The organism is Bacteroides sp. RCH18, assembly GCF_058231005.1.
The window spans coordinates 1961141-1978983 of record NZ_JBIPTC010000002.1; the positions used below are offsets into that span (position 1 = coordinate 1961141).

13 protein-coding genes are annotated in these 17843 nt (G+C 39.6%); 11 read left to right on the top strand and 2 right to left on the bottom strand.

Features of this window, described 5'->3' with window-relative positions:
- The first annotated feature begins 2 nt into the window (after positions 1 to 2).
- The 4 genes from ACHLI0_RS22915 to ACHLI0_RS22930 all read left to right on the top strand — a co-directional run bounded on the left by ACHLI0_RS22915 (position 3) and on the right by ACHLI0_RS22930 (position 6646).
- A complete protein-coding gene (locus ACHLI0_RS22915) occupies positions 3 to 1832 on the top strand; it encodes a LamG-like jellyroll fold domain-containing protein (protein ID WP_225720587.1) in 1830 nt (609 codons plus the stop codon).
- Positions 1833 to 1845: 13 nt separating this feature from the next.
- On the top strand, positions 1846 to 3963 hold the full coding sequence (locus tag ACHLI0_RS22920; protein WP_048698526.1) for a M60 family peptidase N-terminal accessory domain-containing protein: 2118 nt from the start codon (positions 1846 to 1848) through the stop codon (positions 3961 to 3963).
- 11 nt (positions 3964 to 3974) lie between these two features.
- Positions 3975 to 5747 (top strand): alkaline phosphatase family protein, encoded by a 1773-nt coding sequence (locus tag ACHLI0_RS22925; RefSeq protein ID WP_118307332.1) that lies wholly within the window; start codon positions 3975 to 3977, stop codon positions 5745 to 5747.
- 146 nt (positions 5748 to 5893) lie between these two features.
- A complete protein-coding gene (locus tag ACHLI0_RS22930) occupies positions 5894 to 6646 on the top strand; it encodes a hypothetical protein (RefSeq protein WP_008766176.1) in 753 nt (250 codons plus the stop codon).
- A 105-nt stretch (positions 6647 to 6751) separates the two neighbouring features.
- Here ACHLI0_RS22930 and ACHLI0_RS22935 read toward each other — a convergent pair whose 3' ends face one another.
- A complete protein-coding gene (locus ACHLI0_RS22935) occupies positions 6752 to 7393 on the bottom strand; it encodes an HU family DNA-binding protein (RefSeq protein WP_490750107.1) in 642 nt (213 codons plus the stop codon).
- Positions 7394 to 7694: 301 nt separating this feature from the next.
- Here ACHLI0_RS22935 and ACHLI0_RS22940 point away from each other — a divergent pair, with 301 nt between their 5' ends.
- From ACHLI0_RS22940 to ACHLI0_RS22970, 7 genes are all read left to right on the top strand, one after another.
- The gene (locus ACHLI0_RS22940) at positions 7695 to 8990 is read left to right on the top strand and encodes a DUF3874 domain-containing protein (protein ID WP_055217554.1); all 1296 of its coding nucleotides are present in this window, start codon (positions 7695 to 7697) and stop codon (positions 8988 to 8990) included.
- A gap of 246 nt (positions 8991 to 9236) precedes the next feature.
- Complete coding sequence (locus ACHLI0_RS22945) at positions 9237 to 10688, top strand: leucine-rich repeat domain-containing protein (protein ID WP_008766173.1); 1452 nt, start codon at positions 9237 to 9239, stop codon at positions 10686 to 10688.
- A 229-nt stretch (positions 10689 to 10917) separates the two neighbouring features.
- Complete coding sequence (locus ACHLI0_RS22950; protein ID WP_008766172.1) at positions 10918 to 12336, top strand: MotA/TolQ/ExbB proton channel family protein; 1419 nt, start codon at positions 10918 to 10920, stop codon at positions 12334 to 12336.
- Positions 12320 to 12766 carry an ExbD/TolR family protein gene (locus tag ACHLI0_RS22955; protein WP_008760581.1) on the top strand — a complete coding sequence of 149 codons (447 nt, stop codon included), beginning with the start codon at positions 12320 to 12322 and terminating at the stop codon, positions 12764 to 12766. Before ACHLI0_RS22950 ends, ACHLI0_RS22955 begins: the two co-directional genes overlap by 17 nt.
- A 4-nt stretch (positions 12767 to 12770) precedes the next feature.
- On the top strand, positions 12771 to 13196 hold the full coding sequence (locus tag ACHLI0_RS22960) for an ExbD/TolR family protein (protein ID WP_008760582.1): 426 nt from the start codon (positions 12771 to 12773) through the stop codon (positions 13194 to 13196).
- Positions 13171 to 14694 (top strand): OmpH family outer membrane protein, encoded by a 1524-nt coding sequence (locus ACHLI0_RS22965; RefSeq protein ID WP_490750108.1) that lies wholly within the window; start codon positions 13171 to 13173, stop codon positions 14692 to 14694. Before ACHLI0_RS22960 ends, ACHLI0_RS22965 begins: the two co-directional genes overlap by 26 nt.
- Before the next feature lies 1 nt (position 14695).
- Positions 14696 to 14917: a hypothetical protein gene (locus tag ACHLI0_RS22970; protein WP_074858583.1), complete on the top strand. Its 222-nt coding sequence runs from the start codon at positions 14696 to 14698 to the stop codon at positions 14915 to 14917.
- 34 nt (positions 14918 to 14951) lie between these two features.
- Here the strand turns inward: ACHLI0_RS22970 and ACHLI0_RS22975 are convergent, their stop codons facing one another.
- A complete protein-coding gene (locus ACHLI0_RS22975) occupies positions 14952 to 17642 on the bottom strand; it encodes a TonB-dependent receptor (RefSeq protein ID WP_074858579.1) in 2691 nt (896 codons plus the stop codon).
- Positions 17643 to 17843: the final 201 nt, after the last annotated feature.

A 17843-nucleotide genomic window follows, 5' to 3' on the forward strand; every position in this document is an offset into this window, starting at 1 on the left:
CAATGGAAAAGTTGATAAAAAATATAATGCTTTGCCTGTTTGCTGTATTTGCATTCTCGTGCAATGAGGATATGGAAAGGCTTTTGACTGATGATTATCCGGAGTCGGGTACTGAATATACTACGGGACACGTATTGATGGTGGTTATCGATGGTGCATCCGGAATAGCCGTTAATGAGGCGTACAATACACGAAAGGCTCCAGTTATCCGCTCCATGACGGATAAATCTTTGTTTACTTTTTACGGACTTGCCGACAATGAAGAAGGGGTAAGTAAAGAACGTGGATGGGCAAATTTGCTGACCGGAACAACAAAGAACGGGCTTGATGTCAATCAAGGAATTGACGAACTCGAAACGCCTTCTTTTCTTCAACGATTGAAAGAGGCGGATGAAAATCTAAAAGTCAGCTTTTATTCTTCCGATACGGAGTTTTTCGGAGCTTTCGGGAGTGTTGCCGATACTAAAAGAAAGACTTCGGCCGACAGTGAAACCGCTGATGCTCTTATTGCTGAAATCAATGGTGAAACAATCTCGGATATCGTAGTTGCACAGTTCGGCGGTGTTCAACAGACTGGTGAGCAACATGGATTCTGGAGCAATGAGACAACTCCTACCAGTGAGGTTATTGATGCGATTTACAATGTAGATGCTTTCATCGGTAAAATAATGAAAGCACTTGAAGCGCGTCCGCGTTACGTTCAGGAAAACTGGCTTGTAGTTATTACATCTTCTTATGGTGGTGTTTATGAAGGTAATGTAACTCCGGCATCGTTGTATGATGATCCGCGTCTCAATTCTTTCATGATGCTCTATAACAGTCGGTTTGCATCCAAATTGTTGCAAAGGCCGGGCTCGGATGAACTACAATACAAATTCTATAGTCCTTATTTCGTCGGTCCCGGACAAAAAGCGACAACAAATGCCGTTATGACTGGAAATACCGAGTTTTTTAATATGGGTAAACGATGGAGTTCCAATCCGGATGAAGAGGTGGATAAAAGTGGATATACCATTCAGTTTAAAATGTTTGATAAGCACGGCGACCCTTGGGGTAATAGAAATATAATATCGAAAAGATACCAAAAAGCAGGTACAGGTTGGCAGCTAATGTTTTCTAATAATACGCAAGTCGAATTTGCTGCTAATTTTAAAGAGGGTTCTTCGGTTTTCCGCTTACCATCTACGAGACGTGACGGATCATGGCATTCTTATACGCTAGTTATAAAAGAGGTTGATGATACCCAGAAAGGTGACTCCATCTTATTTTATCTTGACGGTAAGTATCAGATGGGATGTAAGATAGACGGCAGTAAAGATATGTGGACAGATGCGCCTCTTGCCATCGGACATACGTTTTCTCCGGACAGACCTAGTCAGGCAAATCTATATATAAACGATCTCCAGTTTTACAACGTTGCTCTACCTGCTGATATTATTGCGGAGTATCATTGTACTACAAAACTGGACCTTTTGGGTGAATTATATCCGTATTGGAATAATCTGGTGGGTTATTACCCCAACGATCGCGAAGATGATATCGGATTATCTTATTTGGAAGATTATTCGAAATATACATCAAAAGATAAAAGATTATACTTCAATAAACCGGTTGGTACGTTTGCGCCTACCGATGATTACGTAACGCGCAGGCAGGAGAGTATTGTAACGGATAAGGTATGCCCACTTATAGACGATTCCTACTATAAAACGGTTCTTAATACAGTCGATTTATCCTATCAGATTTTTCAGTGGTTTGGAGAGCCGGTTGATTCTTCCTGGAATTTCGATGGTGAAGGCTGGGCATTAGATTACGTTTCTTTAAATAATTAAATTAGAATGCAATATGAAATGCTTTAATAAACTAAAAGCCGACTATGCAGTTTTGCTGTCATTCATTTCCTGTATGTTTTTTATGGGAAGCTGCAACATTGCTTATCAATATGATATCGAAAGCGGGACAGAGGATGATACCGCCGATTCTACCAATGTAACCATAGTAACAGGTGAAGGAATCGATGTCAGTATGTATGAAAGTGCCCGTATTTTTCCAGGTTTGGTAGATACTTTAGTCGATAATACTGTCAATACACTGCTTGCGCTTGATTTAAGCAAGAGATACATTCCTGCATACGATCTGGACGTGCAACAAGTTCCTCGTCCGATATACAGCACCGGGCTTTATGCCGGAGCAGGTGAATTGATTACTATAACCATTAATGACAACACTATGGGGTTGACGGTTATCATCGGTTCTCATTTAGATGATTTGACGGATATTTCTCCCTACTTGCGTTTGCCGGTAGTTACTACTTCGAAGCAACTGTTCCCGGGAAAAAACACGATTCGTAATCCTTTGGGAGGTATGATATGGATCGAAAAAAGCAAGGATGTGAATGGTAGTGCGGATTTTGTTATGGAGATTAACGGGGCTTATCGTTCGCCTGATTTTATTGTCGGTTCTACTGATGTAACAGCGTGGGTTGAGCAGTTGCGTACAACGACTGTACCGTGGCTCGAGTTGCGTGGCCGGCATGTCGCTTTTTCCGTTCAGCGTGAGCGATTATTGGATATGATAAATGATGATCCTATCATTGCTGAAAAGATGCCGAACACACTGGAAGCATGGGACAATGCTGTCGAGACCTATTATTATAACTATTACAGTTTGCAGGTTGGGGCACAGGATTTTTCAATGCGTGCTCCCGATTTTCCTGAGCGTGTGGTGCTGGATGTGGAGTTGTTGGACAATCTGTATATTCGTAATGCCGATTATGGTGTAGTGGCATTGAATACAAATTATCTGTTGAATGAGCTGGCTAGCTATCAAACGTTGAAATCCGGTAATTCTGTTGCTATTTTTAATGCGTTATATAGAAATTACTCTTTCAGAGATATAAAATCACCCTGGTGGAGCGAAGTATCTGATGCGGTAAAAGCAATTCCCCTATATCGCATGGCTGAGAAAGGATTAAGAGAGGATGGGTATCCGATGGGACCGATTTTCCCGGAAGAAGGCAGTAGCATTGCGGAGCAATTCCCCAAAGCATTGGCATATGCAGATACCGATAGTAGCCGCTGGTTTGTATCTGATATAAAGTCGGAAGTACGGCCGACATACGCATTGGCAAGCCTCGTTCAATTAGCTAACTACAAAGATGACGATTGGGCTTTTTATATAGAGTTGAACCGTATGATTAAAGATAAAATTTCCATAGATCATTCTACTTCTACCTATTTCTTTAAGGCTTTATGTGACTATTTTAAGGAAGATTTTTCACCATTCTTTGAGCATTGGGGCTATTCGCTGACAGACGAAGCCCGTAGTTATGCATCGAAATATCCGCTGATGGATAAAGCCATATGGAAATACTCGCCTCTGGCAGAAAATCCATCAAGTGGTGTGGTTGATTTCCCAAGTAACGGGTATCACTACCGTCATAATCGAGCTGACTGGGAGATTTATGCACTGGATGCAAATGGAAGCGATAACTTTAATTCAGGGCAGTCGCCGGACCGATTGCTGGACAGCGACAAATCAACAGGATGGACTTCATATTACAACAACGATACAAGTACTCCGCCACTTCCGTATTATTTGTTTATTGATATGAAAGAGACGACAGATGTTAATGGTGTATTTCTGGCTGGCAACAACTCAGACTTTGCGGCAACTAAGCTGATTATCGAGACTCCTGTCAATCAGGATATTATTAATGATCCGCTTGACGAAAATATAGTTTGGAGGGAAATTGTGCAGATTGATTCCATTGCACATCCCGAGTTGCCCAATATTAAAAGTGAGGGTTTCTATGATTTTCCGTCAAAAGAACAAGTGAGATATCTGCGTATAAAACTTCCTGAACCTAATCGTAATGATAACTGGAATGAAACAGATATGTCTCGTTTTAGGTTCAGAGTACAGTCGTTTACCGAGTTTGGTACATTTTATTATAAACCGTAAATTTATATCAGATGAATAAACTATTAAATATTCTCACATACAGCTTGCTTGTTGTTTGTGTCCTGGCATTTAACTATGCTTGCACGGAATACGATACACCTGCTGAAATAGCAGACGATGGAACTATAGATACCGGCATATCTACCAAAATCCATCGTAAAGTATTATGGATAAATATAGATGGTGCGGTTGGTGAAGTGGTGAAGAACTCCCTTCCTGCCGATGGTGCCATTGCTAAGATGTTGAAAAATAGTAAATATTCGTGGACAGGAGTTAGTGACAATCGAACCCTGTCTGTCGAGAGGAACGAAGACCCTGTAACGTGGGCAACCATGCTCACTGGGGTCATACCCGAAAAGCACAGTATAACCGATGAATCTTATACTGCTAATGTGGAGTACAATCCGAACAATCCGAATGAAAAGGTAATTCACTATCAAAACATTATTAGCTATATTTCGAATAATGACGTGAATATGCTTTCATTGTGTGTGACACCTTGGGCGAAACTGAACAAAAATATGCTTAACAATGCTAAGACTACCATTACTTCAGAAAATGACGTTCAAACTCGGGATGTGGTTCTCAATCATATTGCGAATGAAGATTACACATTCATTCTGGCCGATTTTTCAGGAATGTTGGAGGCTGGGAAGAGTGGGGGATTCAAAGCGGACAACGCCGCTTATGTCAGTGCACTTGAAGCTATAGACGGATACATTGGTGAATTTTTGTCGGCGATTGATGCCCGTGAGAATGCATTTTACGAAGACTGGCTTATTGTTGTAACTTCCAATCACGGTGGATCGGCTGATGGTCGTTATGGTGGCACTTCGGAAGTGGAGCGTAACACGTTTGGTCTGTTTTACTACAATCATTATACGGAAAAACAATTGAATGGTAATAGACTATACGGTGCATATTTTGATTCTCAGAATGAATACAAGGCTGTCGTTTTTGATAGTATAGGTAAATATTATTCTTTAGGTATGGATGCATTTTCTATGGAGATCATAATGCGTATGGTTCCTAGGCAGGACGGTACATATAATGGTAACAATTGGGATCGCATACTTGGAAAAGCCGGCTGGGGACTATATAGGCAGAGAGGAACTGTATCCATGAGAACAAATCCTAAGGAAGGTCCTGCTCTTGAGCAAGCTATTACCGGATACAATGATTCTAAATGGCATCACTATGGTGTTAGCATAAGTTCCGCTGCCTCCGGAAGGAGAAATTGGCTCATTACTTTAGATGGTAAGTTGCAGGGATCTGGAACTACGGATACCCAAGGATTGGCTCCGGATTCAAGCCTTTTGGCGATAGGTGGTTATTCTGTGCCAACTTCCTATTATATATCGGAAGTACGTCTATGGAAAAAGGATCTTGCTGAAAGAGAATTTTTGCAACTATCGGGAGAAATTGATATTGAACCTTCTAGTGATATGCTCGGCTATTGGAAATTCAAGCCAACAGAGCAACTTGAGAAATTAGAGGAGGATACATTAGTAATTAAAAATCAGATACAAGGTGGACTCAATATGTATTATATTAAAGATAAAACAAGCAGTTCTCCGATTATCGAACAGAAAGCTTCTGCCATGTTTGCAAATACATTGCCTACCAATGTCAATGCTGAAAGAATCTGTGTTGAGAATACGCTGATAGTACCGCAAATTCTCTATTGGTTAGGCATCTCGGTGCCATCCACATTAGATGGATACGTGTTTATCAATAACTATGCGCTTTCAGAAGAATGGCGCGAAGAGGTGGATACGGAATAATTTGACGAAAAAAGAAAACTTTGTTTGATGCTGGAATTAATGGAGGAGTATCGATTAAATATTTATGTCGGTACTCTTCTCACTCAATTAATAAAGTTGTGATTATAGTTTTTTATCAATCATAAAAGACATCTGTAAGAAATATTATGAAGACAATTAAATTATCAATCCTATTTCTTGTCCAGATACTATTACTTTCATGTAGCGAACAAGTGTATGTCGATGGCACTTCCAAGCAAGTTATAAAAAGAGATAAGATGATTACTCAAGCTATCAGTCAACTTACACCCCAAAACAAACTGCTTGTAGAGGAGATTAATAAAAATGTTCAGGATACCATACTTGAACGATTAAACATGAATATTGCAGGGAGATGGAATGATTCATCCTTGTCCTTAACTTTGATGAAGTCCACTATAAAGTTTGTACCGGTTATTGATTCGCCTTCAAGATTATATTTAGTGAACGATTCAGAAAAGGTATTTAGAATTCCAGAAAAGTTTGCTTGTTTTTATGGGCAGAATGATAATGGGGAAACAATATATTTTTATGCTATATATCATGCTGAAAACTTTATGAAAGACACGAATCCGAAAAGTTATTATCAAGGATATGTTGAAGTGTTTGGGAAGGAAGCTGCGGACAAGATGGTAGAAAGTAGTATAAAGAGGACAGAAGCGGAAAGATGGGAAATTATGTCGTTTACACCGCAGAAAAATGAAACAAAGAAGTTTGAATATGCTAGAGAGCATTCTGATGATGGGACATTTTTTATTTTAACTCGAGAAAATACTTATCCTCATATATGTTTCTTTAAGGATAAAAAGCCTTATTATTGTTGGGGAGCAAATCAAGATGAATTGTCTATGGAACCTTTGGAAAATTATTTGAAACCATAGTTAATACGGAATAGTTCTGTATAATTTATCAGCCCTTCACCTTCTCTCTACATCCCTTATCAAATGGGGAAGAGCGGGTGAAGGGCTACCTGTTTCATGGCTCTTTCATTGTTCTTTATATTTTAAATCCACCGATACCCTGTAATTACCCGGAACCGGAGTATATATCGGTTGATAGATCGTCCCTTTATTTTGCAATTTCTTTTCTGCCATTAACCTCTTGATATGGCGATATGCAGTGATTTGCGTCATTCCGCAGAGATATTGAAAATCTTTCCGGGTGATAATCTGATTTTCAGCAAAATATTCAGTTAGTTTCATGTCTATTTCTACTTCTGATAAATTGGCGGAGTGCGGTCTGATTTTAGAACGCTGGAATTTCATGTGACACAATTCCCCTTTCAATTCTTTATCAGCTTTAAACTTTATAGCTTTCAATTTTACCCGGTGCACACGTTTGTCTTTCGGGTTACGTATTTCTTCTTCGCAGGAAAGAGTGACCTGAAAGGATCCTAATCCATCGACATGCACCTTTTTACCTTCCAGGAGGCACTGAGCTACTTCATTTTTCAGTTCTTCCAAGGTTGAAATAATGTCCGATACTCTTAATGTGGAGCGATCATGGATGCGATAAGCCAGTTTCTCGGTATTGACGGTCTCAAAACTTACCGGACGGGCATGATAACGCGTCTTGTTCTTTTTCTCCTTTGGCATCGGAGTCTTATATAATTCAAATTGTACTGCCATTTCTGCTTTATCTTTAAATGATTTCTTGTTTTTAGTGCTGATATTTTATACTTATCATTACTATGATAAGATCTTATCACAATAATGATGTAATTTTATCATAATAGTGATAATATCTTATCACATTTGTGATAAATATAATTTGTCGGTGACAAAGATAAGGTTTAATAGTATGATAAACAAGAAATGATAGGATATTAATGATAAGTCTGGTTTTCAAAAAATGAATAGGATGAAAAGTTGCAAATGGCTTTTTTTTGATATTATATTCGCATCCATTAATCATAAAAAAAAGAAGAAAATGGAACAAAAAAATGGTTGGTTTGCCTTTTGGCAAAAATTGATGAAGTGTCTTTCAAAACAAGATGAAACGGGAATAGGGGATACAAAAAGTGTAGCACCTGTCAATACTATTATTCAGTCGATTAAGGGGGTATCATCGTCTAAAGAAAAAGACTCATCGAAAGTGAAGTCACTAACTGAGAGCGTAGATACTTTTTTAAAATCCCGCTATGATTTCCGCTACAATGTGCTGACAGAAGAAACGGAATATCGTTTGTTGGAACGAATGGAGGAAGGATTTGCACCTGTGAATCAGCGTGTCTTAAATACATTCTGCCTGGAAGCTCACGAATCAGGTATTTCTTGTTGGGATCGTGATCTTTCACGCTGTATTTTCTCCACCCGTATTGCAGAGTATCATCCTTTCAAACTTTATTTGGAAGAATTGCCGGTATGGGATGGAGTGGACCGTTTGGCGGCTTTGGCACGCAGAGTTTCGAGAGACCAATTGTGGGTGAAAGAATTCCATATATGGATGCGGGGTATGACAGCACAATGGATGGGGGTTACGGGAAGTCATGCCAATAGTGTGGCGCCTTTGCTTATCAGTACGGAGCAAGGATATTTAAAGTCTACCTTTTGCAAATCGCTACTTCCTCCTGCGCTTCAGCGTTATTATATGGATAAGGTGGATTTAACCAGTCAAGGGCATATAGAACGGAGATTGGCGGAGATGGGACTTCTCAATCTGGATGAGTTTGATAAATATGCTCCGACGAAAATGCCGTTATTGAAGAATCTGATGCAGATGGCTTCATTAAGCCTGTGCAAAGCTTATCAGAAAAATTATCGCTCGCTACCTCGTATAGCATCTTTTATCGGGACATCGAATCGAAAAGATTTATTGACTGACCCGACTGGTAGTCGCAGGTTTATTTGTGTGCTGGTAGAGTATCCTATCGATTGTGAGGGGATTGACTATGCACAACTTTATGCTCAATTGAAAGCGGAGATTTTGGCGGGTGAACATTATTGGTTTACAAAAGAGGAAGAGACGGAATTGCAGCAAAGTAACATGACGTTCTATCGTCAGGGACCTGTGGAAGACGTATTGCGTTCCTGTTATCGGGCGGCAGAAAAAGGAGAAGGGTGTGAACTTCTTTCGTCTGCTGATATCTTTCAGCGATTGAAGAAGATAAATCCGGCAGCTATGCGTGGGGCAAATCCGGCGAGTTTGGCACAAATACTGATAGCAGTGGGGATAGAACGTAAGCATACCAAGTTTGGGAATGTGTATCGGGTAGTCTCCGTCTGATGGGAGGTGAAGCGGATGGTGAACAGGAGACCTTCACCCGCAATCGTCGTGCCAGAGGGAGTTGTGAAGGGTGAAGGGAGGAAAGGAGATTTGCTTATTTGGGATGAAAAATTGTATCCTTTTTGGGGACACTCTTTCCTTTTCTTTTTCGTTTTTTCTTCTTATCTTGCGAATGATAATTCATCTCATGTAAAAAGGTGAAGTAGAGAGATGTTTGATTATGGACAACATAAAATTTAATAGAAAATGAAAAACATTATTTTAATAGTAAGTTTATTATTGATGGGTGTGAGTAGTCGGGCAGACATATTGAACTCTTCTGATAATAAGAATGTGGCAGATAAATTTGATCCGATGCTTAAAGCAGCGTTGTTCCAAATGAAGATTATAGCTGATACCAGCTCTATTTTATTATCGGATATTGATTACGTGGAGGATTTGGAGCTGAAAACCAGTTTATGGATTAATAATGACGTGAATAGAGCGAAAACTACGAGACATGAAATTACCTCATTAAAAGGCCTTGAGTATTTTTCTTCTCTACGTCGGTTAAAGTTGGTGGGAAATCGGACTGATACATTGGAGTGTATTCCTGATTTTTCTAGATTTAAAGAACTTCGTGAGTTGGAAATTATACAAATCTACCTTCCGAAACTGGATATAAGTGGTTGTAAAAATCTCACGAATTTAAGTTGTAGAAGTTGTGATTTGAATACGATAGACTTGAAAAAGAATATTCAATTAAGAACTTTAGATTGTACTTATAACCGACTGATAGAATTGGATCTTAGTCATAATAAACAACTTCGAACGGTTATTGTTAAATCTCAAAGAAATAAAGGATTACTTTCGGAAGGAGGTCGTGCCGGGATATTATCTAAGTTGATTCTTCCGGATAACCGATCGAATACAGAAGGAATAAGTATACTTGAATGTTCGGATAATAATCTGGAGAAATTGGATATTAGTCGATCACCGCATCTTAGAAAAATAAATTGTAGTTGGAATAAGCTAAAAGCACTTGAAACATCACATAATCAAGAATTGCGGGAACTAAATTGTGAAGCAAATTATATTGGAGAGTTGGATTTTAGTGCTAACCTAAAGATGGAATTTTTAACTTGCGGATTGCAGGGATATGAGTGGATACGCCAAGAAGGGAATGATTATCGTTTATTGAAGAAATTGATACTCCCTGAGCAAAAAGAGAATGTGGAAGGAGGTTCGCTGCGTAAACTTTCTATTAAAGAAATATCAGAAGAAGCAATTCCGGTTTTTAGTGACTACCCTTATTTAAAAGAATTAAATTGTGCTGATAACAGACTAAAAACAATTGATCTTAGTGCAAATATATATTTGGAGGTTTTGGATTGTAGTAGTAATGCTATATCTCAGCTTGATTTGCATTCAAATGTCAACTTGTATTCGTTGAATATTTTAAATTGTCCATTGCAAGTATTGGACTTGTCCCAGACAAAAGTGAAGCTAATTATGTGTGATTTCTATGATAGAAGAGAGAAGGGTGTGAAAAATGGATACATATCTGGTTTGTATTTAAAATTGATTGTTCCTAAAGGATACCATGCTGAAACTATAAACTTTAGAACCCCCACCTTAGAAACTGCCTCTTTTGAAAATGGCTCTATATATAATTATTTACCTCCACAATATGTCAGGATGGTAGTGTCAGGAAAATAGATACAAAACCTGATATAGCAGATAAAAAACAGCTGGAAATTTCTGGTAATGGATTATTTTTAAACCTATTGAGTGATTTTTGAACTCTTTATTTTGTATCATTTTAAGGAATTGGAGTATTTTGAATGATTTGAGTACTCATTTCTTTTCTATTTTTATCAACTTTGCCACTGTGAATCATTCGATGATTTGCGGTGGCTTTTAAATTTTAATAAATAATAGAATAGACATGAATTGCACAAAGATGAAAAAACTTTTTAGAAAAGGTACGTTGAGTATACTTCTTTTAGGAGTAATAACGTTTTTCACTTATCCGCTCTCAGCCCAAACAAATAGTAGATCCGGTAAAGGATTATATGAAATCTTTAGTACTAAAATACCGGACGGGGCGCAGTGGAAAGCTCAGGATAATAAATTTGTCCGTGATGGGGGATACTCTAAAAAATCAGAAAATTATATATATGTAGGAGCCTCTAAAAGTCCGGCAGAGTTGACCGGGCTATCCATTCCTATTCGCGAGAATCCGGGACCGGGTGAGTTTCGCTATATCACTTTTGCCTGGGTAAAATGGGGAGGTGATCAAATTGGAATGAAATTTCATGTTTCCGAAAAGTCTGCAAATCAAAAAGGCAAGAAATATGATTTTACTTATATAGCCGGTAAGTCCAAGGATTTGATAAATCCGATGGAAGGTCTTAATCTCGGTGAGCTACCGGGACACTGGATGGTGATGACCAGGGACTTATGGAAAGATTTTGGTAATATTACGTTGACCGGTATTTCTTTTATCTGCCCGGAGAGGCGTGATGCAGGATTTGATGAAATCTTTCTCGCTAAGACACAGGATGATATAAAGAATGCTCCGAAAGTACTTCCGAGCGAAATTGCAACTCCGGTACCCGTTGATGGAGAAGAGGAAGGGCTGGTATATGAAGAGGGAACAACTAATGAGGATGAACAACCGCAAGGGGTACAGATTGACTGGGCTGCACAGATTAAAGCGGGAGGATTCATGATGTATCCGTTGTATTTGCTTGGATTGCTTGCCTTAGTAATAGCTTTGCAACGCTTGCTAACTTCAAGAGAAGGAAGACTGGCACCAAAAGGACTGCGTAAAACAGTCAGCGAATGCCTTGCACAAGGAGATTTGAAAGGTGCGATTGCAGCCTGTGATAAATACCCTTCCACATTAGGAAATTCGCTGCGTTTTATTTTCGAGCATGTGAAAGCCGGAAGAGAAGCTGTCAGCCAGACAGCTGGTGATATGGCCGCACGTGATATCCGTACACATTTGTCACGCATATATCCTTTGTCAGTCATAGCTTCCCTGTCGCCCCTTATCGGTTTGCTGGGAACAGTTGTCGGTATGATCGAAGCGTTTGGTCTGGTAGCATTGTATGGTGACGAAGGCGGTGCTTCTATATTGTCCGATTCTATTTCAAAAGCTTTGATTACGACTGCTGCCGGTTTGATCATCGCAGCTCCTGCCATTGCTTTGTATTTCATTATTAAAAATCGTATTATGAAATTGGCTTCTTTGGTGGAAGTAGAAGTTGAAAATGTAATTACTACTCTCTATCTGGAAGGAGATTCGACGGATATGAACACACCGGGGAGTAAGGAGGAAAAGCATGAGACTAAACTATGATGAAGAAGACAAAGTAGAGGTGCAGATGTCGCCCTTGATAGACTGCGTCTTTCTGCTACTGATCTTCTTCCTTGTGACTACTATGATGAAGAAGTGGGAAATGCAAATACCTTTATCACTTCCTTCAATGACTTCCAGCTTGTCTACTACTCGTGCCGGAGAGGAAGCTGTTATCATAGCAGTGGATGAGGAGAAAAATGTGTATCAGGTAGTAGGACATGATGCGTATACTGGTGAGAACCACTATGTGCCGATTTCTGATCTGAATACTTTCCTTACAGAACTCCGCAACAGTGAAGGTACGGAAATAGCCATCGATGTGGCGGCTTACCGGACTGTACCCGTAAATACGGTAATAGAGATATTCGATCAATGTCAAATACAAGGATTCACGCGTACGCGTGTCCGTTTGGGTAGTAAACCTTATTAAGCTTATGAGACTATCACTATTTAATAACGAAGATGAACCGGAAGTGTCTATGTCGCCCTTGATCGACTGTGTGTTTCTGCTATTGATCTTCTTTCTTGTCTCTACAATGACGAAGGTGAAAAACAGGGATATTTCAGTGGATCTGCCGACTTCGGAATCAGCTATAAAACTGAAACCGGATGATAAACAGGCTATTGTAGGACTGGATGCTGAAGGTAACTTCTATTGGGACGGACAACCTTGTTCGACCAATTTCATGATGGAACAATTGCGGGAGACCTGTATCTCTGATCCGGGGCGGCGTATCCGCATTGATATGGATAAAAACACTCCATTCGGACGTTTTGTGGAAGTAATGGATGCTTGTCAGTTTTATAATTTAACGAATATAGGAATACGAACATATGACGAAAACTACAACAGGGAGTAGCCGTCTGACGGTTATCCTATCATGGGTTATTGCACTGGTCTGTCTGGTAGGAGGAGCGTTGTTTATCTGGCTGATGCCATCACCAGGACAGGGAGCTATTGACTTGCAAGCGAAAAAACAGAAATCTCCGAAAAGTATCAGTGATAAAATAAAGCAGGAGCAGGCTCAGCGGGAGCTTCCCGCTAATTATTCTGAGCAATTAGTGAAGCAGTCGGAAGTATTGGTCAAGAAAAATTTGGAAGATCAGCTTCGTAAATTTCAGGAAATGGCTAAGAAGATGAGGCAGCGGAAAAATGAATTGTTGACTAAAGTAGAGCAAAGAAAGTTACCACGTACGGCACCGGATGATGCTAATGATACTTCGAAAGCAAGGAATATTCCGCAGGCGGGCAAGTTATCTGCGAATCCGTCGGTAGAAGATATGTATGCTCTTTTAAGAGAATATGAGGCTGAAATACAGCAGAACCATTTGGCTGCCAATGCAGCTAAACAAGCGCTTTCCAAGGGACTTTCGTTTCCCGAGGTTTATAGTTCTCTGAAGACAGGTTCTTCCCGTATGCCAAGTTTTGATGAACTGATTCGAATGCAGACTAAAGGAGGGGAATGGGCTACTTCAGCGGGAAGTAATGCCAGCGCAGGTCTGGAAATAAAAAGTACGGCAGACTTGAACAATTACCGTGGTCTGTTGGGACAAGCGACCCGACAAGTCGGACTTGCTCAATCTCGGTTGGAAAATCTCTTTGGAGTAGTGAAGCAGGTCGGAAAGCCCGGTGGCGGCTTTGGAATTGGCAATGGTCAGCCGGGCGGAGGTGAAGGCAGTGGCAATGGGAACGGTTTCGGTGGCATGGGGGAGGCAGCTCAGGGCAGTGGAAACAGACGTCCGATGAATGCTTATGCAGGTCCCCGGCTTAATCAGGAAATGGTAAAAGCTCAGGCATTGCCCGGACGGCGTTTCTCAAAAAGCGCGGATCGTAAAGGGTGGTTATATATTAACACATGGTATATGATAGGACCGTGGGAAAGCTTTGGGCGAGAGGACTTTTCGATTGTCCATCCGCCTGAGATATCTGTGGACTTTGATGCGGTATATACTGACGGACAAGTAGGTACAGGGGTGATGGAAACGGATTCTCATCCGATAAAGGTCATAGGGGAAGAAGTGTATTTGGATGGTACGCTGCGATGGAAGTTTATGCAAAGTGAATCAATGCATAATACGGTTCCTGTCACTACCGGACATTCTACTTATTATGCTTATACGGAACTTTATTTTGATGAGGCTACTACCATGCTGGTTGCCATCGGTACGGATGATAGTGGTCGGGTATGGATAAATGGTAAGGATGTATGGCGCGATTATGGTACCAGTTGGTATAATATTGACGAACATATTGCTCCTTTCCAGTTCCGTCAAGGGTGGAACCGTATTCTTGTGCGATTGGAAAATGGCGGAGGAGGAGCGTGTGGTTTCAGTTTCTTAATTATTCCACAAGAGTAATATGATACACGTTGGCCGGCTTATAGAAATTGAACTACATCGACAAGGATTGTCTGTCACTTGGTTTGCAGAACAGCTTTGTTGTGCGCGGACCAATGTGTATAAAATCTTCGGGAAGTCAAGTATTGATACCGAACTCCTTTTGAGAATCTCTGATATCTTGCAATATGACTTTTTTCAATGTTACTCAGCATGTTTAAAGAACAAAAAGGAAATGATGTAGTTGTGGATACATCATTTCCTCCTCTTTTATAATTTTAGTTTTGTACCGATTGTCGTTTTCTTTTTTGTCCGAAGGTATTGAACCGATAGGCAATATATGCCATAAAATATACGTTAGATGTACTGGATTCTCTGTCGGTGATAGAATTCTCGGAAATGGAACGTTCCGAACTTTCATTCTCACGGAGGATATCATATAGGTGAAATCGGACGGTTGCCTTTTTCTTCTTGAGGAAGCTTTTCGATATTTGTGCGTTCCATAGGGTGCGGTTAGTATCATTTTTACCGCCATATCCTCTTTTTAATCTACAATTGATATTGGATGAGATTTTTATATCCCAAGGTAAGTTTAAGTTTGCTTCAGTTCCGAATGTATAATCAAATGTTTCCCGTCGGTTCTCTTTTTTGATAGAATGTTCTGATTTTCGATATCTGACTTCTGCAGATAACTCAAAGTCAATCAGATCGCTACGGTAGCTTCCTTTTAAACGTTCTGATAAAAAGAGGTTAGTTGTATTACTTTTAACTGCATCTGACTCTTTGTTGAGCACAGTGAAACCGACAGAGTTGCCGTAATTTGTATTGGTGTGTGTATTTACTGTGAATTTTTTGTTGGATAATGGAGTACTGAAGGTAAGCGAACCGTTTATTCGCCAGTTCCCGTTCACATTAGTCGGTTGGGTAGTCTGTCCTCCGGTATTTTCGTCATATGTGACAATACGTGTTGTACTATTCATTGTATTATTATAGGAGAGGTTAGCATTGAAACTGCGGGATGTTTCAGTAAAGTAAGTGTTAAATGTAGCTGATATGTTGTTATTGAATGATGGTTTAAGTTCGGGGTTAGCGAGCCGTATGTTTAAAGGATCAGAAATATCTTTTTTTCTATATAAGTCGGTCATACTGGGTTGTGCTGTTCTCCCATGATAGTTTATTCTTAAGGTTGTTTGTTTAGAGAAGGTATATTTAAAGTTTATGGTGGGGGAGTAGTTTATTGCATTTCTGGATAAATACTCAAAGGTCGTGTCCCGCATATAGCTTTTATTGGCCGTTTTTTGCGCCTCAACTTCTATACCTATATTATAAAAATAGTTGGTGCGGATAGTACGGAAAAATATGCCGGTTTGGTGAGTGGAATATTTATTTTTGTAGCAATCACTGTGCGCTGTGTCAGGATATTGACTGTATGTATCTTCTTGTTTATCCCAGTCATAGGCATATTTTTCAGAGAGTGAGGAACGGTGTTGATAGCTATAATTAATTTCGATAAACCGATTGGTAAATACAGGTTCCATATATGTTATCTGAACTTGATATTTATTGTTATTGTCAAGTTTTTCAATCCATTGATTCAAAGCTTTTATACTATCACCATACTTTAAGTAATAAGTATTCGAAAGACTATATCGATCGGAATTGCCGTCATCCAGATCGTAATAAAGACGTAAGGCGATGTTTCTTCCTTTACTGTTCAATTTGCGATTCAACTGCAAGGAGCCATTGGTGGAGAATCTGTCATTCGTTTGGCGGTTTGTGGCTTCTTTCCGGTTGATAGGAGTTGACTCGTTGTTGAGCGTTTCTGAGAAGTTGCCTGAATTGGAATTTCCTTTGGAAAAATTAAACGTCGGTCGATACATAATAGTGGTGAGGCTGTCTAATTTCCATTCGAAACGAAAATTAGCGGAAATAGCACTTGTCTTTCCATCGGATTGGTTGTTCTGCAGGGAAAACTGAGAAGTGTTGTCTGACAAAAAAGATTCTGTATGACGCTTGCTCCATGAATTGCGTTTATTTTCCCGGACTTCAATGCTACCTCCATATTTGAGTTTCTGAGTATTCTGAGAATAGTTGGCACCTATTCTTTGATTGGAATTAATTCCATTGTCGTTGGCGGTACCATTGATTGATAAGTTCATTTTGTTTTTGAAACGATTGGCCATTCCTTTTGCCCTATAATGGTCGTCATTTCCATATCCTGCTTCAAAGTTACCATTCCATCCTTTTCTCATACTTGGTTTTACGCGTAAGTCGAGTACCATTTCTTCTTTACCGTCATCAACTCCGGTGATACGTGCCATGTCTGATTTCTTTTGGTAAGTTTTTAGTTGATCTATCATATCGGCTGGCAGTTCTTTTAAAACCGTATTGGGGTCGTTAAGGAAGAATTCTTCTCCGTTCATCATGATTTTTTTGACTTCCTGACCATTAATGATTAATTTCCCTTCTTCGTTTATTTCGGCTCCAGGTAGCTTTTTGACTAGTTCTTCCAGTGCAGCACCTTCACTGACGCGGTAAGCGGAAGTATTATATGCGGTTGTATCACCTGTGATGACAACAGGCGGGGCTTGGGCTACAATGACGGTTTCGTTAAGAAGTACAGCATCAGGTTTCAACTCTATTTTGCCTAGTTGAATAATAGTCTGGGTTGTGTTTATTTGCAGAGTCTTATATTCGGTAGTGAAGCCTATGAAAGAAATTTTTAGCAAAAAACGTCCCGGGAGAGTTGTGAGTGAAAATTTTCCCTGTTCCAAGCTGGAAATGCCTTTTACATAATTACTGTCGGGCAAGGATAACAGTTGTATGGTAGCTTGCTCAACGGGGAACTGTGTGTCTTTTTCCAGAATAGTTCCCTGTACTGTGACACGTTGAGTCTGTGCTTGAATATAAGCAGTATTGATGTATGATATAATTAATGTTATTAGTAGTATTAAAGTCGTTTTATTCATAAGGTCTCCCGTTATGAGGTGTTTTAGTGTTTATGGTATTTCTTGCAAATATCTTGATTTTTTCTGTAAAAAGAGTTCATAAAATGATAAATAAAGTTCATTTGAACGATATTCATACCCTTTTGACTTATTTGAGGACCTTTGTTTACGCATAATACCTCATCTTTGCACCGTACTCAGTTTTCAATAGGTATTATTTTA